This window comes from Streptomyces sp. NPDC111656 (assembly GCF_055656965.1).
This window is the reverse complement of sequence record NZ_JBVKCA010000004.1, coordinates 226,126-250,945: the sequence shown is the minus strand read 5'-3', so window position 1 is coordinate 250,945 and position 24,820 is coordinate 226,126. Positions and strand designations below refer to the sequence as shown.

The following is a 24,820-nucleotide window of genomic DNA, read 5'->3' as shown; positions in this document are numbered from 1 at the left end:
ACCATGACGACGCTAAGTGAAGCCGACGGGGCTGGGTGCGCCCGGTACACGTACCGGCTTCGCGTGTCGCCGAGTGCGTGTACGGCGCTGGAGGCGGAGTGGGCACGGTGCCGGTGGATCTGGAACGAGTGCGTCGCCAAGTCCAGGGCGGTCCACCTGCACAACAAAACCACGGGGGAGAAGCGGACCTGTGGCCCGGCGCAGCTCGACCGGATGCTGACCGGAGCGCGGGAGCGTACGCCGTGGCTGCGCGAGGGCAGCTCGGTTCCTCAGCAGCAGCTGATCCGGGACTTCGGCAGGTCCCGCGCGAAGGCGCATAAGGACATTCGGGAGCGCCTGCCTCAGCGGCAGCGGGCTGGTATGCCGGGGTGGAAGAAGAAGCGCGAGACCTTGCCAACGCTGAACTACACCCGGCGCGGGTTCCGGCTGAAGAACGGTCGCCTGTGCCTGGCGGGTGGGATCGTGCTGACGGTGGTGTGGTCGCGCAGCCTGCCGGGCGAACCCTCCTCGGTGCGCGTGTACCGGGACAGTCTCGGGCACTGGTACTGCTCGTTCGTGGTCCCCGCCGAGGTGCGGCCGCTGCCGGAGACCGGCCGGGTGCTCGGCGTGGACTGGGGGGTGAGGGAGACCGCGACCACCACCTCCAACGCCCACGACCTGCCGCACGCCCAGCACGGCCGCAAGGCGCAGGCCCGGCTGACCCGTTACGACCGGATGATGGCCCGCCGCCGGCCGAAGAAGGGACGGGCCGCCTCGAAGGGCTACCGCGAGGCGAAGAAGTGGCGGGCGAAGACCTACGCGAAGATCGCCCGGCAGCGGCAGGACACCGGCCGCAAGTGGGCCAAACGCGTCGTGACCGACCACGACGCGATCGCCGTCGAGGACTTCCGGCCGAAGTTCCTCGCCAAGTCCTCGATGGCGCGCAAGGCGGCGGACGCCGCGATCGGCGCCACGAAGAAGGCCCTGATCGAGATGGGCCGCAAGCACGGACGCGACATCCGGCTCGTACATCCCGCGCACACCACCATGGACTGCGCATCGTGCGGAGCGAGAACCAAGCACGCACTGCCGTTGTCCGAGCGCACCTACACCTGCACCGCGTGCAAAGTCGTCTCTCCCAGAGACAAGAACTCCGCCCGCGTGATGCTCGTCCGGGCAGGTCTGAACCCGGCTGGTGTCGAGGGCGTAAGACCTCCGGGAGCGCTGCTCCCGGAGGCAGCCTGAGCCAGGAATCCCCGCTCAGCCCTGAAGGAAGGAATCCCCATTCAGGGAGGGGAGCAGTCAAACACCCAGCGCCGCCAGCCGTTCCTCCACCCGCTCCGGCGCGTACAGGTACTCCACGACCAGCGCACCGGCCCCCACCAGCCCCGCCCGCTCCCCGAGCCGCGAGGTCACCACGTCCAGATGAGCGGTCGAACGCGGCAGCGCCCGCTGGTACAGCAGCTCGCGCACACCCGTGAGGAACGGGGTTCCGGCCAAATCCCCGGCGATCATCAGCACACCCGGATTGAGCAGGGTCACCACGGTCGCGAGTACGTCCCCGACCCGCCGCCCCGCCTCCCGCGCGAGCGCCATCGCCTCCGGGTGCCCGGCCGTCAGCAGGTCGCGCACATCCGAGCCGGAGGTGGCCGGGACACCGGACTCGGCGAGCCTGCGCGCCACCGCGCCACCGCTCGCGACGGCGGCCAGACAGCCGTACGAACCGCACCGGCACAGCGCGTCCGCGCCCACCCGGATGTGCCCGATGTCCCCGGCGCCCCCGTCGACGCCCCGGTAGATGGAACCGCCGACGACCATGCCCGCACCGATACCGGTGGAGACCTTGACCAGGGCGAACGCCGAACAGTCCGGATAACCGGTGCGCTGCTCCCCGTACGCCATGAGGTTGGCGTCGTTGTCGACGAGTACGGGGATCCGGGCGCCGCTCCGGGTGACACCGGCACCCGTGGCACCACCCGTGCCACCGGCACCACCGGCGCTCTTGATGCCGGCGTGCTCGGCGAAGGCACGTCCCAGACGCCCGCGTATGTCGTAACCGTCCCAGCCGGGCATGATCGGCGGCTGCACCACCTTGCCGGTGTCGGTGTCGACCGGGCCCGGCACCGCGATCCCGATCCCGCACACCGCGTCCGCGCGCTGCCCGGCCTTCTCCAGCAACTCGGCGAACCAGCGGCCGAGTTCGCCCAGTACGGCGTCCGGGCCGTCCTCGATGCGCAGGCTTCCGTGGTGCTCGGCCTGGATCTCGCCGCTCAGCGAGACGACGGCGGCCCGGCCGTGCCGGGTGTCGAGGTCGGCGGCGAGGACGACGGCGTGTTCGTCGTCGAACTCGAGGGTGATCGAGGGCCGACCGCCCTGGGGGGAGTCCACCGGGCCGCCCGCGCCCTCGCGCAGCCAGCCCGCGCGGAAGAGCCGGTCGAGGCGCTGGCCGACCGTGGCCCGCGACAGACCGGTGGCCTGCTGCAGCGCGCCGCGCGTCGTGGCACGCCCGCTGCGCACCAGTTCGAGCAGTTCCCCGGCGCTTGCCTGATGCCCGGCCCTCATGGCCTTCGCCGCCCTTCCCGCCGTCCCCGCCATGTCTGTCATGCCCAGCCCCTTGCGCTCACCAACTCTGCATTACATATTGAGTTTTGCGTGTTAAATAGACGTAACCCTACGGTACCTAGTGCCGAACCGATCGGCCGGACGTCTTCGGGGAGACCTGAGTGGACCGCACAACCCAACTCACCGTTCGCCGCACGGGGACCACCACCCCCGCGCGCACCTCGGGTTCCCCCGCTCCGCCCGGTTCGCACGAGATCACCCACTCCGGTGGGCACGTATACGATCCAGACCGGCCGACCGGGTCGCTGCACCTCAGGGCCGCCCGGGTACTCGAAGGCAACTGGACGGGAACGTCCACGGTTCCCTCGCACGGCCTGTATCCGCACCAGTGGTCCTGGGACTCCGCCTTCATCGCGATCGGCCTGCGCCACCTGTCCCCCTTGAGGGCGCAGACGGAACTGGAGACGCTGCTCGGCGCGCAATGGGGTGACGGCCGGATCCCGCACATCGTGTTCAACCCCTCCGTCCCGCTCGACGCCTACTTCCCGAGCCCCGACTTCTGGCGCTCCTCGACCTCGGGGCGCGCTGCGGGCGCCCCGCGCACCGTACAGACGTCGGGCATCGTGCAGCCACCGGTGCACGCGCTCGCCGCCTGGCTGGTGCACCAGGCCGACCCGGGTCTGTCCCGGTCGCGTTCCTTCCTCTCCCGGATGTATCCCCGGCTGGCCGCCTGGCACCGCTATCTGCTGCACCGGCGGGACCTGGGCGGCGGCGGGCTCGCCTCCGTGGTCCACCCGTGGGAGCAGGGCATGGACAACAGCCCGTGCTGGGACGCTCCGCTCAGCCGCGTCACCCCGGCCGCGCCGCGCTCCTTCCGCCGCGCCGACCTCGACCACGGGTCCGCGGAGGACCGGCCGACGGACCTCGACTACGGCCGGTACGTGCGACTCGCGACGGACTACCGGGACGGCGGGTACGCCGACGGCGCCGGCGAGTTCGCCGTCGAGGACCCGGCGTTCAACGCGCTGCTGATCGCCTCCGAGCACGCGCTCGCCGCGATCGCGCAGGAACTGGGCGCGGCGGGGACGGCGCGGCACGCCCGCGCGGAACGGTTGACGGCGGCCCTGGTGGAACGCCTGTGGGACCCGGCGGAGGGGATGTTCTTCTGCCGGGATGTGTATGGCGGGGATGCACGCGACGGAGGCGAGAGCGGTGCTCTCGGGTCGGATCGGCGCTCTCCTGAGAGCGGTGCTCTCGCACCGGAGCGGCGCTCTGCCGAGAGCAGTGCTCACGCTTCGGAGCGGCGCTCCCGCCAGAGCAGTGCTCACGCTTCGGAGCAGCGCTCTCGCGCCGGTGCGCTCATCCCCGAGCGCAGCGTGGCCGGGCTGCTCCCGCTCATCCTCCCCGCACTCCCCCGCGACATCGCCGCCACCCTGGTCCGCACGGCGGGCGGGCCGCACTTCGGGCTCGGCGGAATCGCCCGGCTGGCGCCGAGCTACGACCTGACCGGGCACGCCTTCGACCCGCACCGCTACTGGCGCGGCCCGGCGTGGTTCAACACGAACTGGCTGCTGGAGCGCGGGCTGCGGCTGCACGGGGAGCACGGGCGCGCTGAGGAGTTGCGGGCGGCGCTGCTGGAGACGGCCGACACGTCCGGGTTCGCGGAGTACGTGGATCCGTACACCGGCGAGGCCTGCGGCGCGCTCGGCTTCAGCTGGACGGCCGCGCTGACGCTGGACCTGCTGCACGAGCCCGCGCGAGCCGACCAGGCGGATCGGGCGGATCGGGTGGATCAGTCGACGCACGTCGTGTCCCATCCGGGGCACCGCGCGTTCGACAAGGCACAGGGCACACCGCCACACACATCGCACGCATCGCATACGACACACACGCCACACACGCCACACAGTTCATTCGAGACGGGCGCCAAGGGAGGGGACCGGGGATGACGGACCGGCATCATCTGCTCGTGCACGGTGGGACGTTCGCCGCCGTGGGCGACGGCGGGGACATCAGCGGGGTGCGCGGCGGCAGCTCCCCGGACGGGTTATTCGTACGGGACGCCCGGCACCTCAGCCGCTGGCAGCTGACCGTCGACGGCGCGGTGCCCGAGGCGCTGACGCCGGTCGCGGACGGCGACACGGCGCGCTGTGTACTCGTCCCTCGCGGCGGGCGCAACGAACCGCCCGCGTACACGCTCTTCCGTGAACAGGCCGTCACCGACGGCGCGTTCGTGGAGGCGCTGCGCGTCACCAGCAACCGTCCGTCGCCCACGACCGTGCGCATCGCGCTCACCGTGGACGCCGACTTCACGGACCAGTTCGAGCTGCGCTCCGACTACCGTACGTACGCCAAGATCGGCGCCGTACGAGGGCGTCAGGTCCTCGATGACGGGGTGGAGTTCAGCTACCAGCGCGGGGAGTGGCGGTCCTGTACGACGGTCACCTCCGAGCCGCCGCCGGACGGGGTCGAGGAGACCGGCACCGGCGCCCGTCGCCTCGTATGGACCCTGGACCTCGAACCGCACGCCTCGGCGGAGCTGGCGCTGCGCGTGGCGGCCCGCCCGCACGGGGCGTTGAAGGACCCGGAGGTGCCCGCCTCACCCTCCGCGGCGAATGAACGACTCCTCGCGCTGGAGGGCGAGTTCGCGGACGGTGTGCCCTTCCCGACCGGCTGGCCGGAGCTGGCCGCGGCCTGCGCGCGCGGGCTGTCCGACCTCGCGGTGCTCCAGGTCCCGGCGACGGGCCCGGACGGCGAGGAGCTGCGGGTGCCGGCGGCCGGAGTGCCGTGGTTCCTCACGCTCCTGGGCCGCGACGCCCTGCTGACCTCCCTGTTCGCGCTCCCCTACCGCCCCGAGCTCGCCGCCGCCACGCTGCCCGCGCTCGCCGCGACGCAGGCGGTCGAGGTGGGAGCGGGTGCGGTGGCCCAGCCCGGCAAGATCGTGCACGAGGTGCGGCACGGTGAGCTGGCGCACTTCGGGCAGGTGCCGTACGGGCGGTACTACGGATCGGTGGACGCGACGCCGCTGTTCCTGGTGCTGCTCGGCGCGTACACCGAACAGACGGGTGACCCGGCCCTGGCCCGGCGGCTGGAGGCCAACGCCCGGGCGGCGATCGGCTGGATGCTGGACCACGGCGGTCTGACCTCCGTCGGCTATCTCGTCTACCGCGCGGACGGCGGCGGCCTCGCCAACCAGAACTGGAAGGACTCCCCCGGCGCGATCTGTTCCGCCGACGGGAGCCGCCCCAGTGGGCCGGTGATGGCCGCGGGCGCGCAGGGATACGCGTACGACGCGCTGCGCCGCACCGCCCACCTGGCCCGTACGGTCTGGGGCGACGAGGTCTACGCCGCTCTGCTCGAACAGGCGGCGGGCGACCTCCGTGACCGTTTCCAGCGGGACTTCTGGATGAGTGAACACGCCTTCCCCGCGCTGGCGTTGGACGGTGACGGCCGTCAGGTCGACGCCCTCGCCTCGGACGCCGGGCACCTGCTGTGGTCGGGGCTGCTCGACAAGGAGTACGGCGAACTGGTCGGCCGCCGCCTGCTGGAGCCGGACTTCTTCTCCGGCTGGGGTGTGCGCACCCTGGCCGCCGGCCAGCCGGCCTACCACCCGTTGTCGTACCACCGCGGTTCGGTCTGGCCGCACGACAACGCGTTGATCACGCTGGGGCTGTCCCGCTACGGCCTGCACGACGAGGCCCGGACGGTCGCCCATGCGCTCGTCGACGCCGCCACGGTCGCCGGCCACCGGCTGCCGGAGGTCCTCGCGGGGTACGGCCGCGAGACACACGGGGAGCCGGTGCCTTATCCGCATGCGTGCGTACGGGAGTCCCGTTCGGCGGCGGCACCACTGGCGTTGCTCACGGCGGTCGGGGGCGCTTGAGGGAGCCCCCGGCCCCCGACAGGAGAGTCAGCCCCCGGACGTGTCCAGTTCCGCGTCCTCGCCGATGCCCGCGCAGTCGTACGGGTCCTTGAGCCAGCCGTCCGGCAGGACGACCCGGTTGTTGCCGGACGTGCGGCCGCGCGGGCCGTCCGCGCCCGTCGGCCAGGGCTGGTCGAGGTCCAACTCGGCGAGGCCGTCGGAGAGTTCGGCAAGGGACGACGTGATCGCGAGCCGCTTGCGCATTTCGGAGCCGACCGCGAAGCCCTTCAGGTACCAGGCCACGTGCTTGCGGAAGTCGATGACGCCGCGCGCCTCGTCGCCGATCCACTCGCCGAGCAGGGTGGCGTGGCGGACCATGACGGCCGCGACCTCGCGCAGCGTCGGGCGGGCGTAGGCGTCCTGGCGCCCCTCGAAGGCGGCCACCAGGTCGCCGAACAGCCACGGCCTGCCGAGGCAGCCGCGCCCGACCACGACCCCGTCGCAGCCGGTCTCGCGCACCATCCGCAGCGCGTCCTCCGCCGACCAGATGTCGCCGTTGCCGAGGACGGGGATCTCCGGCACGTGCTCCTTGAGGCGCGCGATGGCGTCCCAGTCGGCCGTGCCGCCGTAGTGCTGGGCGGCGGTGCGGCCGTGCAGGGCGATGGCGGTGACGCCCTCCTCGACGGCGATCCGTCCGGCGTCGAGGAACGTGATGTGGTCGTCGTCGATGCCCTTGCGCATCTTCATCGTCACCGGGAGGTCGCCCGCCCCGCTGACGGCCTCACGCAGGATCGCCCGCAGGAGGTTGCGCTTGTACGGGAGGGCGGAGCCGCCGCCCTTGCGGGTGACCTTCGGGACCGGGCAGCCGAAGTTCAGGTCGATGTGGTCAGCGAGGCCCTCCTCCGCGATCATGCGGACGGCCTTGCCGACGGTCGCCGGGTCCACGCCGTACAGCTGGATCGAACGCGGCTTCTCGGTCGCGTCGAAGTGGATCAGCTGCATGGTCTTCTCGTTGCGCTCGACCAGCGCCCGCGTGGTGATCATCTCGCTGACGAACAGGCCCTTGCCGCCGCTGAACTCGCGGCACAGCGTGCGGAACGGCGCGTTCGTGATCCCGGCCATGGGAGCGAGGACGACGGGCGGCTGGACGGTGTGGGGGCCGATCGACAGCGGGGTGGCGGGGGCGAGGGCGGTCGTGGACATTCCCCCATTGTCGCGTACGCGGACGGGTGCGATGACTGTGGTGACGGTCATGAGTGAGTGCGGTGCGCAACAGAGGAAGGCCAGGGAGGGTCAGGGGGGAGTCGGGAGGGCGAGGGGAGGGTCAGGGGATGGTCATTAGTTAGACACACTATCGACACGGGCGTAGGCTGGAGGAATGCCCGAGCTCAGTCCCCGCCACCGGCTTCTCGTCCTCGCGATCTGCTGCATGAGCCTGCTGATCGTGAGCCTCGACAACACGGTCCTGAACGTCGCTCTCCCCTCGATGCAGAAGGAACTGCACGCGAGCGTGGCGGGCCTCCAGTGGACCATCGACGCGTACACGCTGGTCCTGGCGTCGCTGTTGATGCTCGCGGGCTCGACCGCCGACCGCATCGGCCGCCGCCGGGTCTTCAAGGCGGGCCTGGTGATCTTCACCCTCGGCTCGGTCCTGTGCTCCGTCGCTCCGAACCTGGACTCGCTCGTCGCCTTCCGCATGGTGCAGGCGGTCGGCGGCTCGATGCTGAACCCGGTCGCGATGTCGATCATCACCAACACCTTCACGGACCCGCGCGAGCGCGCCCGCGCGATCGGCGTCTGGGGTGGTGTGGTCGGCATATCGATGGCCGCGGGTCCGATCGTCGGCGGCCTGCTCGTGGACTCGGTCGGCTGGCGGTCGATCTTCTGGATCAACCTCCCGGTCGGCCTCGCCGCGCTCCTGCTCACCTGGCGTTACGTCCCCGAGTCCCGCGCCCCCAAGGCCCGCCGCCCCGACCCGGTCGGACAACTCCTCGTCATCGCGCTGCTCGGCTCCCTGACGTACGCGATCATCGAGGCGCCCAACTCCGGCGCCCCCCAGACCCTCGCCTTCGGCGCGATCGCCGTCGCCGCGCTGCTCGGCCTGCTGTGGTACGAGCCGCGGCGCGACGAACCCCTCATCGACCTGCGCTTCTTCCGTTCGGCGCCGTTCAGCGGGGCCACGGTCGTCGCCATCAGCGCGTTCGCCGCGCTCAGCGGGTTCCTGTTCCTCTCGACGCTCTATCTGCAGAACGTGCGCGGTCTGGACGCGCTGCACGCGGGTCTGTGGATGCTGCCCATGGCGGTCATGTGCTTCGTGTGCGCGCCCATCTCGGGGCGGCTGGTCGGCAACCGGGGGCCGCGGCTGCCCCTGCTGATCGCGGGGGTCTCGATGACCGCGAGCGGGATTCTCTTCGCCGCGTTCGAAGGCGAGACGTCGAACGTCACGCTCGTCATCGGGTACGTCCTCTTCGGCCTCGGCTTCGGCTTCGTGAACGCCCCCATCACCAACACCGCCGTCTCCGGCATGCCCCGCACCCAGGCCGGGGTCGCTGCCGCCGTCGCCTCCACCAGCCGCCAGATCGGCGGCACCCTCGGTGTCGCCGTGGTCGGCGCGGTCCTCGCCTCCGGCATCCAGGCCTCGGCCTACCGGGAGACGTTCGTGTCGGCCGCCCGCCCCGGCTGGTGGATCCTCGCCGGCTGCGGTCTCGCCGTGCTCGTCCTGGGCGCGCTGACCAGCGGACGCTGGGCACGCGGGACGGCCGAGCGGACGGCGCGGCAGCTGGAGTCCGCGGACGTCCGGGACTCGGTGGGCGTCCGGGCCTAGGCGTGCCTCAGGCCCTGTCGGCCCAGGCGTGCCTACTCCAGGCCCTGTCGGCCTAGGCGGCTTCCGTCTCCGCCGTCAGCGCGATCTCGTGCAGCTTCCTCAGGCGTTCGCGGTTCTGCTCGTCCATGGGGGCGTACGTCACCATGCGGGCGCCCATGTCGGGGGCCAGCCACAGGTCGATGTGGTCGAGGGTGAGCGGCCCGACGTACGGGTTCAGGAACTGCTTGGTCTTGCTGGGCACGCCGCCGAACACCTCGTAGCGCTCCCAGATCTCACGGAACTCCGCCGACTCCGTCCGCAGCCGCTTGACCAGCATCTTCCAGGCGGGCTCGCCGAGATGGCCGGCCATCGAGCCGCGCAGCTTGGCCGCCATCGTGCGCATGGTCTCGTCCAGGAGCACGATCGACTCGCGCCACTCCGGGTGGGTGTAGACGAGGACCATGCAGTTGCGGTCCTCGGGCGGTACGGCATCGAGGTCGCGCATCATCAGCCGGGCGTACGTGCGGTTGTACGCCAGGATGTCGTAGCGGCTGTTCTGGATGCAGGCCGGGACCGGCTCCAGCTGGGACAGCACCTCGAGCAGGGCCGGGGTGATGGTCGGGCACCGCGCGGCGGGCGTGGGGTCGACGGCTCCGGCCAGCCGGAAGAGGTGGGCGCGCTCGCTGGAGTCGAGCAGCAGGGTGCGGGCCAGGGCGTCGAGGACCTGTTCGGAGACCTGGATGTCGCGGGCCTGTTCGAGCCAGGTGTACCAGGTGACGCCGACGGAGGAGAGCTGCGCGACCTCCTCGCGGCGCAGGCCCGGCGTGCGCCGGCGGCGGCCGCGGGGCAGTCCGACCTGCTCCGGTGTGATGCGCTCACGGCGGTTGCGCAGGAAGGCGGCGAGCTCGTGCCGCCGGATCTCGCTGCCGCGGGGGGCGGCGGAGCCGTGCGGCTCGGGGTCCACCGGCCGGGGAGACGTCACGGACACCGCCCGCTGAACGGGGTCGATGGCCTCCACCGGCCGGGGAGCGGTGCTCTCCTGCGTCATCGTCGTCATGCCTCCAGCCTGCCGTTCGCCGGAACCTGTTGCCAGGTAGTGCTTCTACCAGGATAAGGACACTCTGGTACCAGTCTGAGGTCAGGAGAAGTCTGGAGGACGTGACCGAAACCGGAACTCTCAGGACTCCAGTCCGCTCGCCCTCCGCAGCACCCGTGCTCAGCGGCCTCGGCCTCTTCACCGTGCTGCTCGGAGCGGCACTGCCCCTCATCGACTTCTTCATCGTCAACGTAGCCCTCCCGACCATCGGCCGGGACCTGAACGCGAGCGAAGCCGTCCTCGAACTCGTCGTCGCCGGGTACGGAGTCGCGTACGCCGTCCTGCTCGTCCTGGGCGGCCGCCTCGGCGACCTCTTCGGGCGACGCCAGTTCTTCCTCGGCGGAATGGCGGCCTTCGGCCTGACCTCCCTGGCGTGCGGGCTCGCGCCCAGCGCCTGGACACTGGTGGCGGCGCGCGTCGCACAGGGCGCGGCGTCCGCGGCGATGCTGCCGCAGGTGCTCGCCACCATCCAGGCGGCGACGGCGGGCCCGCGCCGCGGCAAGGCCATGAGCCTGTACGGCGCCACCGCGGGCCTCTCCATGGTGGCCGGGCAGATACTCGGCGGCCTCCTCGTCGCGGCGGACATCGCGGGCACCGGTTGGCGCGCGGTGTTCCTCGTGAACGTGCCCGTCGTGATCCTCGGCCTGATCCTGGCCACACGCGCCGTCCCCGAGACGCGCTCGCAGCACCCGGAGCCGATCGACACCCCCGGCACGGTGCTGCTCGCCGTGTCCCTGCTCGCGCTCCTCGCCCCGCTCACCGAGGGCAGGGCGGCGGGCTGGCCCCTGTGGACCTGGCTGTCGCTGGCGCTGTTCCCCGTCGCGGCGGCGGCGTTCTACTTCGTCGAGCGCCGGGAGGACCGCCAGGGCCGTACGCCCCTGGTGCCGCCGAGCCTGTTCGCCCTGACCTCGCTCCGCCGGGGCCTGATCATGATCGTGCCGTTCTCGATCGGCTTCAGCGGCTTCATGTTCGTCATCGCGGTGGCGCTGCAGCGCGGTGCGGGCCTCGGCCCGGTCCCGGCGGGCCTGGCCCTGGCGCCGATGGCCGCGGTCTTCTTCGTCGTCTCCCTCTGCGGCCCCCGGCTGATCGCCCGCTACGGCACCCGGATCGTCACCGCGGGCGGGCTGATCCAGGCGGTGGGCGTAGCCCTCATCGCGCTGGCCGCCTGGCGGTCCTGGCCTGACCTGGGCGTGTGGCAGCTGCTGCCGGGCGCGGCGGTCGCGGGCGCGGGCCAGGCGCTCCAACTCCCCGTCCTCATCCGGATCATCCTCTCCGAGGTACCGTCCGCGCGGGCCGGCGTCGGCAGTGGCGTCATGGCCACCACCCAGCAGTCGGCCCTCGCCGTCGGCGTCGCCACCCTGGGCACCCTCTTCCTGTCCCTCGCCGCGAGCGACGGCATGCGGGACGCCCTCGTCACCACCCTGCTGGTCCAACTGGCGGGCGTGGTCCTGACGACGGCCCTGAGCCTGCGGCTGCCGCGCACGATCAGCTGAGCTGCACGATCAGCTGAGCTGTGGGGGCGGTTGGAGCATCCGCTTCATGACGGGGACGGGCAGGGCCGGGTGCCGGGCCGCGGGCTCCGCGGTGTCGGGGTCGCGCAGCAGCCCGACGACGACCCGAGCGGGAAACCGCGCGTGCCAGAAGGCCGCTTGGCGTATGTGGCTGTGCGGGTCGTCCAGCAGCCGTACCGCCGACGCCGCCGTCAGCCGCGGGTCCTCCGCGGCCCGGTATCTGACTTCCTCGTCCGGGTCCCGGCTGAACCGCTCCACCAGTTCGGGCGTCGACTCCGGGTCGTCCAGGGCCAGTTGACGCATCCGCGGGTTCGGGTCGTCGGCGTGGCGGAGGAGGTCGTGGCGGGGGAAGTTCGGGTGGCCGTGCGGGCGGTCGGGGGTGCTGAGGCTGCCGGTCCACCACTGCCACACCCGCAGCAGCATGTCGGCGGGCGCGTCGTCGCAGGACTCGGCAAGGAAGAGCTGCACGACACGGTCCTCGTCCCGGGCGAGGAGTTCCACGACGTCCGGCGGAAGGCGCTTGGCACGAGCCACGCTGCGGCGTACGAGGGGGTGGGCGGAGGCGGCCAGGCGGCGCAGGGCGGCGGGGTCGTCGTGCAGGTCCAGGACCCAGTCGAGCGGGTAGTGGTGCAGGCGCGGATCGAAGTCGATGTCGATGCCGGCCCGTTGTTCCTCGGTGAGTTCGGGTCGCGTGGAGACCGCGAAGCGGACGGACTCGTCCTGGTCCCGGCCGAGGAGGGCCACCAGGTCCGGGTCGAGGCCCGGGCTGCCCGCGAGGGAACGGCGCAGGGCGGCATCGCCGTGGTGGGCCAGGTGTTCGACGAGGTCGCGCTCCAGACGGCAGGTCCTCACGGCACGGTCCTGGAACCCCCCGTAGGCGGTGTCGGAGGCGAAGTCGGCGGCGAGGAAGACGGACCGGGGCATCGGATGATCCTGGTGGTGCCGGAGCAAGGCCTTCGCACGGACCTTGCCGCTGGGATCCCCGAGCAGCTGGTGCCGGGTCCCGCTCGGGAGGTGGGGCCAGGCCCGTGGGCAGGCCGCGGCCCGTACCGTCCACTCGGGGTCGGTGGCCAGCACGGTCAGCAGGTGCGCGGACAGCCCGGACAGTCGGGCGGTCTCCGCACGGATGCGGGCGGACGGATCCACGGCGAGCCGCTCGTAGGCGGGTCCGGTGAGCTCGGCACGCCGTTCTGCCGCGAGCAGAGTGAGGATCCACCGGTGCCGCTCGTTCTGCTCGGCGAGGATCAGGCGGGTCCATTGATCGGCCGTGATGTTCTGCTGGACCTCGGCCAACCGCGCCCGTATCTGCCAATCCGGGTGAACCATGGCGGCCTCCACGACCGCCGTCGGCATCGCGCCGTACATGAAGTAGGTGGACCGGCCCAGCAGACCGGCGCGCAGGTCATCGGGGGTGGCCGGGTTGAGCGCCAGCCCGTCCACCCACGACGTGCGGTGCCGCTCCGAAGGGTCCAGCCCCTCGAACGCCGACTCCCAGGCGGCGGCCCGCTCCTCAGGAGTCTCCCGGGCCGTCGCCCGCGCGGCCGCCTCCCGCCGCTCCCGCATCCGATCCACGACGACGAGCCGGATCCCGTCGTCCTCGGATGTCGTACCCAGCAGGCTGTCGCCATCCGTGGAGAGCGCGACGAACTTCGGCTCGCCGGGTCGTTCGCCCAGCACTCCGGCGAGGTCCCAGCGGTCGGTGAAACGGACCGGCGTCCAGTCCCAGGGCGCGCTGCCCGTGCGGTGGCCTGCGATGTCGATGAGGAAGACACCGTCCTCGTCGAGGATCCCGCCCGCGACCGCCAGCCGGTACCACCGCGCGTTGAACTCGCCGATCGGGTCCTCCCGGTCACCGGCCACGCGCAGCACCCGCTCGGCGTCACCCGGAACGGCCACGCGCCACGCGAACCGGGGCGACGGCACCTCCTCCTGGACCCGCCGCTCCCCGACGACTTCCAGCCCCGCCCGCCGCAACAGCTCCCCGAGCTCGACTGTCCCACGCGTCATGAATACAACTCCTCAGTGACGGACCAGGCAGAAGGGATGTCCTGCCGGATCGGCGTAGATGTGCCAGCCCCGTCCGTCGGAGACGTCGAGCGGTGTCGCACCCAGAGCCAGGACCTGTTCCCGCGCCCGGTCCAGGTCCGGGACGCCGAAGTCCAGGTGGAACTGCTGGGGGCGGGCGGGATCGGGCCACTGCGGAGGGCGGTACTCCGCGGCCCGCACTCGCTGGAAGGCGAGCACGAGACCGGACGGCGTGTGCAGCGTCGACCAAGCCTCGCCGAGCGCCCAGCGCGGGTCGGGCCGGTTGACGGTGCCGCCGAGCAAGGCCTCGTAGAACTCGGCGAGTCGGAGCGGCTCGGGGCAGTCCAGCACCACGCACTGCAGTTCGGCGATCACGCGCCGATCCTAGGTCAGCTCCCCGGGCGGGCGAGTGGGGCGACCAGGGTCTCCGACTGGTGGGTGCGGCGTAGGGCGTTCGTGACGAAACCGTTCGTCTTCAGTTCCTCGACGAGGTCGTGGAGGAAACGGACGGTCTCGGGGTGGCGGGTCCTCGTCGTGCCGACCGCTTGGCGGATCTGCATGAACCGCTCTTCGATCAGGCGGAGTTCGGGGCGCGCCGCGACGAACTCGGTCATCGGCTGCCTGATCCCGGCCGCGACCTCCAGCCCCTCGGCCCCAAACGCCTCGACCCCGTCCTCCCCGCGCACCACGCTCGCGTGCCGAAGCGTGCGGGAGAGGAACAGGTCGTAGGCGGACCCGCGCTTCACACCGATCCGCACGCCGGGACGGTCGACCTCGGCGACGGTCGTCAGGTCCGAGTCGCGGGGGACGGCGTACACGCCCTCGATCACGACGTACGGCGCCGTGAACGCGACCTCGGCCTCCCGTGCGGGCTCGACGGCCAGGAAGCAGAGGTCGGCGCGGCCCTCCGCCATCGCCTCGTACGACTTGCGGGCCGCGTCGAAGCAGAGGAGTTCCACGGGGACGTCGAGACGGGCGGCGATCTCCCGCGCGAGGTCGACGGTGATGCCGGCCGGGGCCGCCGGGGTGCCCTGGGCCAGCACGGGATTGCCCAGATTGATCGAGGCCCGCAGGCTGCCGTGGGGCGCGAGGTCCTTGGCGATGGCGGGAGTTGCGGTCGTCATGAGCGGAGTGTAGATCGGGGCGATGCGGCAGCGCGGAGGGTGGCAGGGCGGCAACGGATCGTGATCACGTGCGGCCACGCGGTGAACTCGCGACCGAAGAACCCCCGTTGATCTTCCCGATGCTGCACACTCCTTGCTGCGAAAGGCTTGCCGCCAACGCCTTGCCGGGCAAGCGGAGCGGTAACACCTGGAGGTGTCATGCTGCAGATCAACACGAGCAAGGTAAGCCGCTGGGACCAGCACGGCCGCGAGCACGTCGTCCATGTCCAACGCGCCGGTGTACAGCGCACGATCAGATGCGACACCTGCGGCTGGCGCAAGGGCGCGCAGTTCCTGCCGTGGCTGAAGGCGGAGGAGCACCTCGCCGAGGCGCATCAGGCGACGGTGGACCCGACGGAGGGTTAGTCCGTCGCCGGGTCCACCGGTTGGCCACCGGGACCGTGAATTCAGCGAATGCTTGCGACGAACCCCGGGCGTTTACTCTCGGGAGGAATCGCATCACCGTGACTGCTCGGCCACGGAGCAGCCGGATGCCTTCTCCGGCGGAGCGGGGTGGTACGAACACATGGCCGCGTAGATCGCTCGGTGTGATGAACGGCCCCGAACGTGTGGTGGCGTCTCGCACGGATGCCTACGATCGGTGATCGTGAAGCTGGTCGTGCAGGTCAAGCTGGAGCCGACACCGAAACAGGCGGCGGCACTTGAGGCGACCCTGCGCGCCTGCAACGAGGCCGCCACCTGGGTGAGCGAGACCGCCTTCGAGCGCGGGGAGTTCAAGAACTTCGCCCTGCGCAAGCACACCTACGATGCGGTCAAATCCCGCTGGAATCTCGGTGCGCAGGCCGCGCAGCATTCGATCAAGAAAGTGTGCGACGCCTACACCACGCTGAAGGCGAACCTGAGGGCCGGGAACCTCGGCAGGCCCGGCTCACGCCGATACCGCAAAGCCTCCGAGAAGCCGATCGCCTTCCGCCCTCGGGGCGCGCAGCCCTACGACGACCGCATGCTGTCCCGGCAGATCCCGGACCGGACGGTGTCCATCTGGACCACCAGAGGCCGGGTCAAGAACGTGGCCTTCACCGCCTCACCCGAGCAGCTGGCCACCCTGGCCCTGTACCGCAAGGGCGAGTCCGACCTGCTGGAGCGGGACGGCATGTAGTTCCTCAACGCCACCTGCGTGGTCCCCGAAACGTCGCTCAACACCGGTCCGGTGGACTTCCTCGGCATCGACCTGGGGATCGTGAACATCGCCACCACCAGTGACGGCGAGATCATGGCCGGACGCGAACTGAACCGCACCCGCCTGCGCGAGCGAGGGCTGCGCACCAAGCTCCAGAAGAAGAACACCCCGTCCGCCAAGCGCCGCCTGCGGAAACGGCGGCGCAAGGAGGCGCGGCGGGCGCGGGACATCAACCACAAGATCGCGAAGCAAGTGGTGGCCGAGGCTGAACGCACCGGTCGCGGGATCGCCCTCGAAGACCTGACAGGGATCCGCGAACGGGTACGGCTTCGCAAGCCTGGGGGTACCTCCCACGCCCTTAAGGCAGTGGGGGAGGGCCACCCGCTCCTCCTGGGCCTTCGCCCAGCTGGGGGCATTCATCGCGTACAAGGCCCGCAAGGCGGGGGTACCGGTGGTGCACGTCGACCCGGCGTACACCTCACGCACCTGCGCCGAGTGCGGCCACGTAGACAAAGCGAACCGGGTCTCACAGGCCTGGTTCGCGTGCCGGAACTGCGGATTCGTTGATCACGCGGACCGGAACAGCTCCCGCAACATCCGTGCCAGAGCACGAGAGTTGTGGCGACGCGGGGCCCAGTCAACGGCCCCTGCTCCACCCCGGAAGCACCAGGACGGAGCTGGACGCAACGCAGCATCACCGCCAGTGATGCCCGTTGTGCAAGCCCGTCGCTCTAGCGACAGGTAGTTGACTCGATTCGGCGGCGCAGTCCGCGCAGGACGAGGGTGACGACCGTCGAGAACTCGGCCTCGATGCCCGGCTGTTCCCACGCGTGGGCGTAGGCGGGGTCGTGGAAGCGGTTCGTGGCGTGGAAGACGGCGCGGGCCGTCGCGACGGAGTCGCCGTCCACGGTCATGAAGTCGCCCTCCATCACGCCGCGATGAATGATCTCCGAGAGCTGGTCGACCAGCTCGGCGACGTGCTCCTCGACCACCGCGCTCGCCTCGTCGAGCAACACCGAGTACGTGGCGAACAGCTCGGGATCGTCGCCCGCCTTGTGCCGCTTGGCGGTGAACAGCGTCGCCAGCCAGTGTTCGAGAACCTCCGGGGGTGGCGCGGACGACGGCCTGGCGATCTCCGCGAGTATCTGCGACGTACGGTCCAGCCAGCGCTTCGTGACCGCCTCCCGCAGCGCCGCCTTCGTACGGAAGTGACGGTAGACGCTGCCGTGGCTGACGCCGAGCGCGCGGGCCACGTCCACCACGGTGGCCTTCGCGGGGCCGTGGCGGCGCAGCGCCTCCTCGGTCGCCTCGAGGATGCGCTCGGCGGTCAGTGCTTCGCTGGTCGGTGCCATGTCGAAAACCGTACCTGGCGGCACTGTCAGCGGTCGGTGCCGAGATGTGACATCTGCGCCGCCGGGTAGCGGTCGCCCGCGGCGGAGTCCGCCGGCACGGCCTGCTCGATCGCGGCAAGGTCGGCGTCGTCGAGCGTGACGTCCAGCGCGCCGAGCGCCTCCGTCAGCCGCTCCCGGGTCCGCGCACCGACCAGCGGCACGATGTCCTCGCCCCTCGACAACACCCACGCGATCGCGATCTGCGCCACGCTGACGCCCTTCTGCTCGGCGATCTTCCGCAGCGCCTCGACGAGGGAGAGGTTGTGCTGGAGGTTCTCGCCCTGGAAGCGGGGGCTCATGGAGCGGAAGTCGGTCGGGGCCAGCTGCCGGTCGGCCGTGAAGTGGCCGGAGATCAGCCCGCGGGACAGCACGCCGTACGCGGTGATCCCGATGCCCAGCTCACGGGTGGTCGGCAGGACCTCGTCCTCGATGCCGCGCGAGATCAGCGAGTACTCGATCTGGAGGTCGGAGATGGGGGCGGTGGCGGCGGCCCTGCGGATGGTGTCGGCGCCGACCTCGCTCAGGCCGATGTGCTTGACGTGCCCCTTCTCCACAAGCTCGGCGATCGCGCCGACCGTCTCCTCGATCGGGACGTTCGGGTCGAGCCGCGCGATCCGGTACACGTCGATGTGATCGACGCCCAGGCGCTGCAGCGAGTACGCGGCGAAGTTCCGCACCGCGGCGGGCCGACCGTCGTATCCGGACCAGCCGCCGTCCGGGTCGCGCAGGGCGCCGAACTTGACGCTGGTCAGCGCCTGCTCGCGCAGGGCCGCCGGAGCCGCGCGCAGGGCCTCGCCGATCAGCATCTCGTTGTGGCCCATGGCGTAGAAGTCGCCGGTGTCGAGGAGCGTCACGCCCGCCTCGATGGCGGCGTGGATGGTCGCGATGGACTCGGCACGGTCCGCCTCGCCGTACAGCGCGGACATGCCCATACAGCCGAGGCCGAGGGCGGAGACCTGGGGGCCGGTGGTTCCGAGGGGGCGGGTTTGCATGAGGACTCCCTGGTGTCCCTTGGAGGATTGGTGCCCTTCACGATGGCATGACAGATGACAGATTTCAATATCTGTCATCTGTCATCTGTCACCCCCGCCCCACTTTGGTCCAGACCTATTGACGACAGGTCTGGACCGCGGGCACTGTCATGCCTACGACACCTCACCGCACCCCCCACCGGGAGGCCTCGCATGATCCGTCGGAAGCTGCGCCTGTTCGTCCTCGCACTCACCGCAGCCGTCCTCGCCCCACTGTCGGTCGCCACCGCCCCCACCGCATCCGCCGCCGACACCTGCGCCGTGAAGTCCCGCCCGTCCGGGAAGGTTCTCCAGGGCTACTGGGAGAACTGGGACGGCTCTTCCAACGGAGTGCACCCGCCGTTCGGATGGACGCCGATCACCGACTCCCGTATCTCCGCGCACGGCTACAACGTGATCAACGCGGCGTTCCCGGTCATCCGCTCCGACGGCACGGCGCTGTGGCAGGACGGGATGGACGCCGGTGTGAAGGTCGCGACGCCGGCGGAGATGTGCGCGGCCAAGGCGTCCGGGCAGACGATCCTGCTGTCGATCGGCGGGGCGGCGGCGGGCATCGACCTCAGTTCCTCCGCCGTCGCGGACAGGTTCGTCGCGACGATCGTGCCCATCCTGAAGAAGTACAACTTCGACGGTATCGACATCGACATCGAGACGGGCCTGGTCGGCAGTGGCAGCATCGGTCAGCTCTCCACGTCCCAGGCCAACCTGATCCGGATCATCGACGGCGTGCTGTCGCAGATGCCGGCCAACTTCGGGCTGACCATGGCGCCGGAGACCGCCTACGTCACGGGCGGCAGCATCACGTACGGTTCGATCTGGGGCGCGTATCTGCCGATCGTCAAGAAGTACGCGGACAACGGGCGCCTGTGGTGGCTCAACATGCAGTACTACAACGGCAGCATGTACGGATGCTCCGGCGACTCCTACTCCGCGGGCACCGTTCAGGGCTTCACCGCGCAGACCGACTGCCTGAACAAGGGGCTGGTCGTGCAGGGCACCACCATCAAGGTGCCCTATGACAAGCAGGTCCCGGGTCTGCCCGCCCAGTCGGGCGCCGGCGGCGGCTACATGTCACCGAGCCTGGTCTCCCAGGCGTGGCGTCACTACGGCACCGGCCTCAAGGGCCTGATGACCTGGTCGATCAACTGGGACGGCTCGAAGAACTGGACCTTCGGCGACAACGTCAAGGCGCTGCAGGGCCGTTGAGAACCACGACGGCGCGGGGAGCAGTCAACTCCCCACGCGCCGTCGCGGTTCTCAGCGCGCCCCCGCAGTGAAGCCCGGAAGGATGAGGGTGAGCCAGCGCTCGCGAACCTCGCGTGGCTGCTCGAGGGGAGCGGTGGCCAGCAGGAGGTAGAAGTCGGCGACGGTGACGTCCGCGTGGAGGTCACCGTCCGCCTGGCCGACGGTGATGAGCTCGGTCAGCGCGGCGGCCGCACGCGTGTCGTTCTCGGGCGCGTACGAGGCGCCGACTCCCTGCGCGGCGGCCTTCACCGCGTGGTCCTGGGCCGCGGCCTCGATGACGCGGGAGACGAGCGCGGTGAGCTCGGTCATGGCGTGCTCCCCCGCCCGTACGCGATCCGCCGCCTCCTCCACGACGAGGGTCATCCGCTCGACATGCCGGGACAGGACCGCGCCGACGAGATCGGTCTTCGTGGGGTAGTGCCGGTAGAGCGTGCCCACCGCCACCCCGGCAGCCTCGGCGATCGCGTCCATGGGCACCTCGGGGCCGTGCCGCGTGATCAGCAGGTGCGCCGCGTCGAGGATCTTCTTGCGGTTGCGGACCGCGTCGGCGCGCAGCGGCCGGGCCTGGGTCATCGTGCCCTCCAGTCTTATCGAGGGGTCAAGCCTATGCGGTTCGCTTGCAGGAAAGTGAACCGTGGTTCATGATGAAGGTGAGCCATGGTTCATCTTTACCTGGCGTTCCCCGCCCCGCGAGGGGCCGACTCAAAGGTTTGCCCCATGTCCAGCAAGGTCGCCCTGGTCACCGGTGCCTCCTCCGGTATCGGCGAAGTCACCGCACTCAAGCTCCAGGAGCTCGGATACACCGTGTACGGCGCTGCCCGCCGGGTGGAACGGATGTCCCGGCTCGCCGAGGCGGGCGTCCACGTCCTGCCCATGGACGTCACCGACACCGCCTCGATGCAGGCGGGCGTCGACGGGATCATCGCCGAATCAGGCCGTATCGACGTCCTGGTGAACAACGCGGGGTACGGGTCCTACGGGGCCATCGAGGACGTACCGCTGGACGAGGCGCGGGCCCAGTTCGAGGTCAACATCTTCGGCGCCGCCCGTCTGATCCAGCTCGTGCTGCCGCACATGCGGGCGCAGCGGAGCGGCACGATCGTCAACATCTCGTCCATGGGCGGCAAGATCCACACCCCGCTGGGCGGTTGGTACCACGGAACGAAGTTCGCCCTCGAGGGGCTCAGCGACTGCCTGCGCATGGAGCTCAAGCCGTTCGGCGTCGACGTGGTCGTCGTCGAGCCCGGAGCCATCAGGACGGAGTGGGGCGGTATCGCCGCGGACAACCTGCGCAAGACCTCCGGCGACACCGCGTACGCCGTGCAGGCCGACGCGATGGCCGAGTCCCTGGGCTCCGAGAGCACCGCCCGCCGCAGCTCCCCGCCCTCGGTCATCGCCGACACCGTCGCCAAGGCCGTCACGGCTCGCCGCCCCAGGACCCGGTACGCCGTCGGTTTCGGGGCCAGGCCCCTCATCTTCCTGCGCCGCGCCCTGCCCGACCGCGCCTACGACGCGCTCGTCGCCCGCGCCATGGGCACACCGACCGGCGCTCGCCGCTAGGACCTGTTTGACCACTAGGACCTGTCCGGCGATCCAAAAAGGCCCCCGGTTCCCGCATCACGGGAACCGGGGGCCTTTCACGGACAAGCCAGGTCAGCAGCCGATCAGGCGCGCGGCCAGGTAGCCCTCGATCTGGTCGAGGGAGACGCGCTCCTGCTTCATCGAGTCGCGCTCGCGCACCGTGACGGCGTTGTCGTCGAGGGTGTCGAAGTCGACCGTGACGCAGAACGGGGTGCCGATCTCGTCCTGGCGACGGTAGCGGCGGCCGATGGCGCCCGCGTCGTCGAAGTCGATGTTCCAGTGCTGGCGCAGGGCCGTGGCGAGGCCCTTGGCCTTCGGGGACAGCTCGGGGTTGCGGGAGAGCGGGAGCACGGCGACCTTGACCGGCGCGAGGCGCGGGTCGAGGCGCAGCACCGTGCGCTTCTCCATCTTGCCCTTGGCGTTGGGCGCCTCGTCCTCGACGTAGGCGTCCAGCAGGAACGCCAGCATCGCGCGGCCGACACCGGCGGCGGGCTCGATGACGTACGGAGTCCAGCGCTCGCCGGCCTCCTGGTCGAAGTAGGAGAGGTCCTGGCCGGAGGCCTTGGAGTGCGCACCGAGGTCGTAGTCGGTGCGGTTGGCGACGCCCTCCAGCTCACCCCACTCGTTGCCGCCGAAGCTGAAGCGGTACTCGATGTCGGCGGTGCGCTTGGAGTAGTGGGAGAGCTTCTCCTGCGGGTGATCGAACCAGCGCATGTTCTCTTCGCGCAGACCGAGGCCGGTGTACCAGTTCCAGCGCTCCTGCATCCAGTACTCCTGCCACTTCTCGTCCTCGCCCGGCTTGACGAAGAACTCCATCTCCATCTGCTCGAACTCGCGGGTGCGGAAGATGAAGTTGCCGGGCGTGATCTCGTTGCGGAAGGACTTGCCCATCTGCGCGATGCCGAAGGGCGGCTTGCGGCGCGAGGTCTGCTGGACCTGGGCGAAGTTGGTGAAGATGCCCTGGGCCGTCTCGGGGCGCAGGTAGGCGACGGAGCCGCTGTCCTGCGTGGGGCCGAGGTGGGTGGTGAGCAGGCCCGAGAACTGCTTGGGCTCGGTGAACGTGCCCTTATTGCCGCAGTTGGGGCAGTTGAGGTCGGCGAGGCCGTTCTCCGGGAGGCGGCCGTGCTTCGCCTCGTAGGCCTCCTCCAGGTGGTCGGCGCGGTAGCGCTTGTGGCAGGAGGTGCACTCGGTGAGCGGGTCGGTGAAGGTGGCGACATGCCCCGACGCGACCCAGACCTCGGTCGCCAGGATCACCGACGAGTCGATACCGACGACGTCCTCGCGGGAGGTGACCATGTAGCGCCACCACTGACGCTTGATGTTCTCCTTGAGCTCGACGCCGAGCGGGCCGTAGTCCCAGGCGGCACGCTGTCCGCCGTAGATCTCACTACTGGGGAAAACGAAGCCACGGCGCTTGCTCAGGCTGACGATGGTGTCGATCTTGTCGGCGGCCACGGTGCTCTCTTCATTACGAACGGACGGCAGCGAATGATTCAGGTTACCGGCGCCGCCCACCCTCGTATCAAATCGGTTCGGGGACACCTCCCCTCATCGTGCCCCTTACCGGCTCATTCGCCGCCTCGTTTACCGATGGCTTACCGAAGGCTTGTTGACAATCGTTTCCAGGTTTGTTGAAAATGACTGTCATGAACGTACGACGGCGCCTCGCCGCTTCTCGAATAAGCACGGCCGGGCCCGCGGCCCTGGCGGCCACCGCCGTCGGCCTCGGCGCCCTCACCGGCTGCTCGGCTTCCACGGCGGCCGACGGCAGGAGCGACGGGAAGCTCGACATCGTGGCGTCGTTCTACCCCATGCAGTACCTCGCCGAGCAGATCGGCGGGACGCACGTGCACGTCACGAGCCTGACCCAGCCCGGTCAGGAGCCGCACGACCTGGAGATCAGCGCCCGGCAGACCGCGCAGCTCCAGTCGGCGGACGCCGTCGTCTACCTCAAGAACCTGCAGCCGGCCGTCGACGACGCCGTGGCGCAGTCCGAGGTCAAGACCAAGATCGACGCCGCGTCGCTGACGACCCTGGAGAAGCACGGCAACGAGGTCGGCGGGCACGCGGCCTCGCACGACACCTCCAAGGGCGAGGAGAGCGGCGCCACCGACCCGCACATCTGGCTCGACCCGGTGAAGTACGGCCAGGTCGCCGAAGGGGTCGCCGAGGCGCTCAAGAAGGCCGACCCGAAGCACGCCGCGGACTACGACAAGAACATGGCGGCGCTGCGGAAGAAGTTCGCCGATCTCGACACCCAGTACAAGACCGGGCTGACGAACACCAGGACCAAGGTCTTCATCACCACGCACGCCGCCTTCGGCTACCTCGCCGAGCGCTACGGCCTCACCGAGGAGGCCATCAACGGTCTGGACCCGGAGTCGGAGCCCAGCGCGAACCGCGTGAAGGACCTTGAGAAGATGGCGAAGGCCGACGGCGTCTCGACGGTGTTCTACGAGACGCTCGTCAGCGACAAGACCGCCAAGACCATCGCCGGCGACGCGAACCTGAAGACGGACGTCCTCGACCCGATCGAGGGCATCACCGGCAAGTCCAGGGGCAGCGACTACTTCCAGGTCATGGAGTCGAACCTGAAGGCGCTGCGCACGGCGTTGGGCGCCAAGTGACACCCAGTCCGAGTTCCAGGAGGACAGCGTGAGCGAGCCCGTCATATCCCTGCGCGGCGTGACCGCCGAGCTGGGTTCGCGCCCCGTCCTGCGCGGCATCGACCTCACCGTGCACCGCGGCGAGGTCGTCGCGCTGCTCGGCGCCAACGGCTCCGGCAAGTCGACGGCCATCCGCAGCGTCATCGGCCAGGTCCCGGTCAGTGGCGGCGAGATAGAGATCTTCGGCACCCCGCGGCGCCGCTTCCGCGACTGGAAGCGGGTGGGGTACGTGCCGCAGCGCACGACCGCCGCGGGCGGCGTGCCCGCCACGGTGACCGAGATCGTCGCCTCCGGCCGGCTCTCCCGTGCCCGCTTCGGCGTGCTGCGCAAGGCCGACCACGAGGCCGTACGGCACGCCCTGGAGCTCGTCGGCATGGCGGACCGCGCCAAGGACTCGGTGAACGCCCTGTCGGGCGGCCAGCACCAGCGCGTCCTGATCGCCCGCGCCCTCGCCTCCGAACCCGAGCTGCTGATCATGGACGAGCCGATGGCGGGCGTCGACCTCGCGAGCCAGGAGGTGCTGGCCCGGACCCTGCGCGAGCAGGTCGCGGCGGGCACCACCGTCCTGCTCGTCCTGCACGAGCTGGGCCCCCTGGAGCCACTGATCGACCGCGCGGTCGTCCTGCGCGACGGCTGCGTCCTGCACGACGGCCCGCCCCCACGGGCGGTCGGCCAGCACGCGCTGCCCGGCCACGACCACGTACACCCGCACGCGGCTCACGACGCCGAACCGATCCGGACGGGACTGCTGAGCTGATGGGACC

23 protein-coding genes are annotated in these 24,820 nt (G+C 70.6%); 13 read left to right on the top strand and 10 right to left on the bottom strand.

The window, feature by feature from the left end; all coding sequences use genetic code 11:
• The first annotated feature begins 3 nt into the window (after positions 1 to 3).
• Positions 4 to 1,224, top strand: coding sequence for an RNA-guided endonuclease InsQ/TnpB family protein (locus ACZ7M3_RS14510; protein ID WP_472063413.1), 1,221 nt, complete (start codon positions 4 to 6; stop codon positions 1,222 to 1,224).
• Positions 1,225 to 1,281: 57 nt separating this feature from the next.
• Here the strand turns inward: ACZ7M3_RS14510 and ACZ7M3_RS14505 are convergent, their stop codons facing one another.
• Positions 1,282 to 2,574, bottom strand: coding sequence for an ROK family transcriptional regulator (locus tag ACZ7M3_RS14505; protein ID WP_472063881.1), 1,293 nt, complete (start codon positions 2,572 to 2,574; stop codon positions 1,282 to 1,284).
• 128 nt (positions 2,575 to 2,702) lie between these two features.
• Between ACZ7M3_RS14505 and ACZ7M3_RS14500 the strand changes: the two genes are divergently transcribed.
• Together ACZ7M3_RS14500 and ACZ7M3_RS14495 are read left to right on the top strand one after the other, a co-directional pair.
• The gene (locus ACZ7M3_RS14500; protein WP_472063411.1) at positions 2,703 to 4,490 is read left to right on the top strand and encodes an MGH1-like glycoside hydrolase domain-containing protein; all 1,788 of its coding nucleotides are present in this window, start codon (positions 2,703 to 2,705) and stop codon (positions 4,488 to 4,490) included.
• Positions 4,487 to 6,424, top strand: a complete 1,938-nt coding sequence (locus tag ACZ7M3_RS14495; protein WP_472063409.1) for an amylo-alpha-1,6-glucosidase — start codon at positions 4,487 to 4,489, stop codon at positions 6,422 to 6,424. The genes ACZ7M3_RS14500 and ACZ7M3_RS14495 overlap by 4 nt, the downstream gene beginning before the upstream one ends.
• A 27-nt stretch (positions 6,425 to 6,451) precedes the next feature.
• On the opposite strand, the gene dusB is transcribed toward ACZ7M3_RS14495, so the two are convergent.
• Positions 6,452 to 7,606 carry a tRNA dihydrouridine synthase DusB gene (gene dusB, locus ACZ7M3_RS14490; protein ID WP_388529246.1) on the bottom strand — a complete coding sequence of 385 codons (1,155 nt, stop codon included), beginning with the start codon at positions 7,604 to 7,606 and terminating at the stop codon, positions 6,452 to 6,454.
• A gap of 175 nt (positions 7,607 to 7,781) precedes the next feature.
• On the opposite strand from dusB, the gene ACZ7M3_RS14485 reads away from it, so the two are divergent.
• Positions 7,782 to 9,227 carry an MFS transporter gene (locus ACZ7M3_RS14485; RefSeq protein WP_472063407.1) on the top strand — a complete coding sequence of 482 codons (1,446 nt, stop codon included), beginning with the start codon at positions 7,782 to 7,784 and terminating at the stop codon, positions 9,225 to 9,227.
• Between the two features lie 52 nt (positions 9,228 to 9,279).
• Here ACZ7M3_RS14485 and ACZ7M3_RS14480 read toward each other — a convergent pair whose 3' ends face one another.
• A complete protein-coding gene (locus ACZ7M3_RS14480) occupies positions 9,280 to 10,263 on the bottom strand; it encodes a helix-turn-helix transcriptional regulator (RefSeq protein WP_472063405.1) in 984 nt (327 codons plus the stop codon).
• Between the two features lie 101 nt (positions 10,264 to 10,364).
• On the opposite strand from ACZ7M3_RS14480, the gene ACZ7M3_RS14475 reads away from it, so the two are divergent.
• Entirely contained in the window at positions 10,365 to 11,795 is a 1,431-nt protein-coding gene (locus ACZ7M3_RS14475; protein ID WP_452962525.1) for an MFS transporter, read from the top strand.
• Positions 11,796 to 11,804: 9 nt separating this feature from the next.
• Here the strand turns inward: ACZ7M3_RS14475 and ACZ7M3_RS14470 are convergent, their stop codons facing one another.
• The 3 genes from ACZ7M3_RS14470 to ACZ7M3_RS14460 are packed head-to-tail and all read right to left on the bottom strand — an operon-like array spanning position 11,805 to position 14,962.
• Entirely contained in the window at positions 11,805 to 13,820 is a 2,016-nt protein-coding gene (locus tag ACZ7M3_RS14470; protein WP_472063403.1) for a HEAT repeat domain-containing protein, read from the bottom strand.
• 12 nt (positions 13,821 to 13,832) lie between these two features.
• The gene (locus ACZ7M3_RS14465) at positions 13,833 to 14,213 is read right to left on the bottom strand and encodes a VOC family protein (RefSeq protein WP_472063401.1); all 381 of its coding nucleotides are present in this window, start codon (positions 14,211 to 14,213) and stop codon (positions 13,833 to 13,835) included.
• Between the two features lie 14 nt (positions 14,214 to 14,227).
• Entirely contained in the window at positions 14,228 to 14,962 is a 735-nt protein-coding gene (locus ACZ7M3_RS14460) for a transporter substrate-binding domain-containing protein (protein ID WP_472063399.1), read from the bottom strand.
• Positions 14,963 to 15,160: 198 nt separating this feature from the next.
• Here ACZ7M3_RS14460 and ACZ7M3_RS14455 point away from each other — a divergent pair, with 198 nt between their 5' ends.
• From ACZ7M3_RS14455 to ACZ7M3_RS14440, 4 genes are all read left to right on the top strand, one after another.
• Positions 15,161 to 15,367 (top strand): hypothetical protein, encoded by a 207-nt coding sequence (locus tag ACZ7M3_RS14455; protein WP_054235491.1) that lies wholly within the window; start codon positions 15,161 to 15,163, stop codon positions 15,365 to 15,367.
• A 241-nt stretch (positions 15,368 to 15,608) separates the two neighbouring features.
• Complete coding sequence (locus tag ACZ7M3_RS14450; protein WP_472063397.1) at positions 15,609 to 16,121, top strand: hypothetical protein; 513 nt, start codon at positions 15,609 to 15,611, stop codon at positions 16,119 to 16,121.
• A gap of 18 nt (positions 16,122 to 16,139) precedes the next feature.
• On the top strand, positions 16,140 to 16,709 hold the full coding sequence (locus tag ACZ7M3_RS14445) for a transposase (RefSeq protein WP_472063395.1): 570 nt from the start codon (positions 16,140 to 16,142) through the stop codon (positions 16,707 to 16,709).
• Positions 16,594 to 16,887 (top strand): zinc ribbon domain-containing protein, encoded by a 294-nt coding sequence (locus ACZ7M3_RS14440; RefSeq protein ID WP_472063393.1) that lies wholly within the window; start codon positions 16,594 to 16,596, stop codon positions 16,885 to 16,887. Before ACZ7M3_RS14445 ends, ACZ7M3_RS14440 begins: the two co-directional genes overlap by 116 nt.
• Here ACZ7M3_RS14440 and ACZ7M3_RS14435 read toward each other — a convergent pair.
• Both ACZ7M3_RS14435 and ACZ7M3_RS14430 read right to left on the bottom strand, forming a co-directional pair.
• Entirely contained in the window at positions 16,874 to 17,494 is a 621-nt protein-coding gene (locus ACZ7M3_RS14435) for a TetR/AcrR family transcriptional regulator (RefSeq protein ID WP_472063391.1), read from the bottom strand. The two genes, ACZ7M3_RS14440 and ACZ7M3_RS14435, sit on opposite strands and share 14 nt — an antisense overlap.
• Before the next feature lie 26 nt (positions 17,495 to 17,520).
• On the bottom strand, positions 17,521 to 18,525 hold the full coding sequence (locus ACZ7M3_RS14430; protein ID WP_472063389.1) for an aldo/keto reductase: 1,005 nt from the start codon (positions 18,523 to 18,525) through the stop codon (positions 17,521 to 17,523).
• A gap of 192 nt (positions 18,526 to 18,717) precedes the next feature.
• On the opposite strand from ACZ7M3_RS14430, the gene ACZ7M3_RS14425 reads away from it, so the two are divergent.
• A complete protein-coding gene (locus tag ACZ7M3_RS14425; RefSeq protein ID WP_472063387.1) occupies positions 18,718 to 19,770 on the top strand; it encodes a chitinase in 1,053 nt (350 codons plus the stop codon).
• A 51-nt stretch (positions 19,771 to 19,821) separates the two neighbouring features.
• On the opposite strand, the gene ACZ7M3_RS14420 is transcribed toward ACZ7M3_RS14425, so the two are convergent.
• The gene (locus ACZ7M3_RS14420; RefSeq protein WP_472063385.1) at positions 19,822 to 20,382 is read right to left on the bottom strand and encodes a TetR/AcrR family transcriptional regulator; all 561 of its coding nucleotides are present in this window, start codon (positions 20,380 to 20,382) and stop codon (positions 19,822 to 19,824) included.
• 144 nt (positions 20,383 to 20,526) lie between these two features.
• On the opposite strand from ACZ7M3_RS14420, the gene ACZ7M3_RS14415 reads away from it, so the two are divergent.
• On the top strand, positions 20,527 to 21,369 hold the full coding sequence (locus ACZ7M3_RS14415; protein WP_351293933.1) for an oxidoreductase: 843 nt from the start codon (positions 20,527 to 20,529) through the stop codon (positions 21,367 to 21,369).
• Positions 21,370 to 21,462: 93 nt separating this feature from the next.
• On the opposite strand, the gene ACZ7M3_RS14410 is transcribed toward ACZ7M3_RS14415, so the two are convergent.
• Positions 21,463 to 22,845: a glycine--tRNA ligase gene (locus tag ACZ7M3_RS14410; protein ID WP_472063383.1), complete on the bottom strand. Its 1,383-nt coding sequence runs from the start codon at positions 22,843 to 22,845 to the stop codon at positions 21,463 to 21,465.
• Between the two features lie 191 nt (positions 22,846 to 23,036).
• On the opposite strand from ACZ7M3_RS14410, the gene ACZ7M3_RS14405 reads away from it, so the two are divergent.
• Together ACZ7M3_RS14405 and ACZ7M3_RS14400 are read left to right on the top strand one after the other, a co-directional pair.
• On the top strand, positions 23,037 to 24,017 hold the full coding sequence (locus tag ACZ7M3_RS14405; protein ID WP_472063381.1) for a metal ABC transporter substrate-binding protein: 981 nt from the start codon (positions 23,037 to 23,039) through the stop codon (positions 24,015 to 24,017).
• 28 nt (positions 24,018 to 24,045) lie between these two features.
• Positions 24,046 to 24,813, top strand: coding sequence for a metal ABC transporter ATP-binding protein (locus ACZ7M3_RS14400; protein ID WP_054235483.1), 768 nt, complete (start codon positions 24,046 to 24,048; stop codon positions 24,811 to 24,813).
• The last annotated feature ends 7 nt before the right edge of the window (positions 24,814 to 24,820 follow it).

Excerpts from the sequence above, each read along its gene's own strand:
- ACZ7M3_RS14455 (WP_054235491.1), top strand. The coding sequence starts at position 15,161 with ATGCTGCAGATCAACACGAGCAAGGTAAGCCGCTGGGACCAGCACGGC.
- ACZ7M3_RS14480 (WP_472063405.1), bottom strand. The coding sequence starts at position 10,263 with ATGACGACGATGACGCAGGAGAGCACCGCTCCCCGGCCGGTGGAGGCC.
- ACZ7M3_RS14405 (WP_472063381.1), top strand. The coding sequence starts at position 23,037 with ATGAACGTACGACGGCGCCTCGCCGCTTCTCGAATAAGCACGGCCGGG.
- ACZ7M3_RS14505 (WP_472063881.1), bottom strand. The coding sequence starts at position 2,574 with ATGGCGGGGACGGCGGGAAGGGCGGCGAAGGCCATGAGGGCCGGGCAT.
- ACZ7M3_RS14470 (WP_472063403.1), bottom strand. The coding sequence starts at position 13,820 with ATGACGCGTGGGACAGTCGAGCTCGGGGAGCTGTTGCGGCGGGCGGGG.
- ACZ7M3_RS14415 (WP_351293933.1), top strand. The coding sequence starts at position 20,527 with ATGTCCAGCAAGGTCGCCCTGGTCACCGGTGCCTCCTCCGGTATCGGC.
- ACZ7M3_RS14435 (WP_472063391.1), bottom strand. The coding sequence starts at position 17,494 with ATGGCACCGACCAGCGAAGCACTGACCGCCGAGCGCATCCTCGAGGCG.
- ACZ7M3_RS14495 (WP_472063409.1), top strand. The coding sequence starts at position 4,487 with ATGACGGACCGGCATCATCTGCTCGTGCACGGTGGGACGTTCGCCGCC.
- dusB (WP_388529246.1), bottom strand. The coding sequence starts at position 7,606 with ATGTCCACGACCGCCCTCGCCCCCGCCACCCCGCTGTCGATCGGCCCC.
- ACZ7M3_RS14425 (WP_472063387.1), top strand. The coding sequence starts at position 18,718 with ATGATCCGTCGGAAGCTGCGCCTGTTCGTCCTCGCACTCACCGCAGCC.
- ACZ7M3_RS14510 (WP_472063413.1), top strand. The coding sequence starts at position 4 with ATGACGACGCTAAGTGAAGCCGACGGGGCTGGGTGCGCCCGGTACACG.
- ACZ7M3_RS14420 (WP_472063385.1), bottom strand. The coding sequence starts at position 20,382 with ATGACCCAGGCCCGGCCGCTGCGCGCCGACGCGGTCCGCAACCGCAAG.
- ACZ7M3_RS14430 (WP_472063389.1), bottom strand. The coding sequence starts at position 18,525 with ATGCAAACCCGCCCCCTCGGAACCACCGGCCCCCAGGTCTCCGCCCTC.
- ACZ7M3_RS14460 (WP_472063399.1), bottom strand. The coding sequence starts at position 14,962 with ATGACGACCGCAACTCCCGCCATCGCCAAGGACCTCGCGCCCCACGGC.
- ACZ7M3_RS14485 (WP_472063407.1), top strand. The coding sequence starts at position 7,782 with ATGCCCGAGCTCAGTCCCCGCCACCGGCTTCTCGTCCTCGCGATCTGC.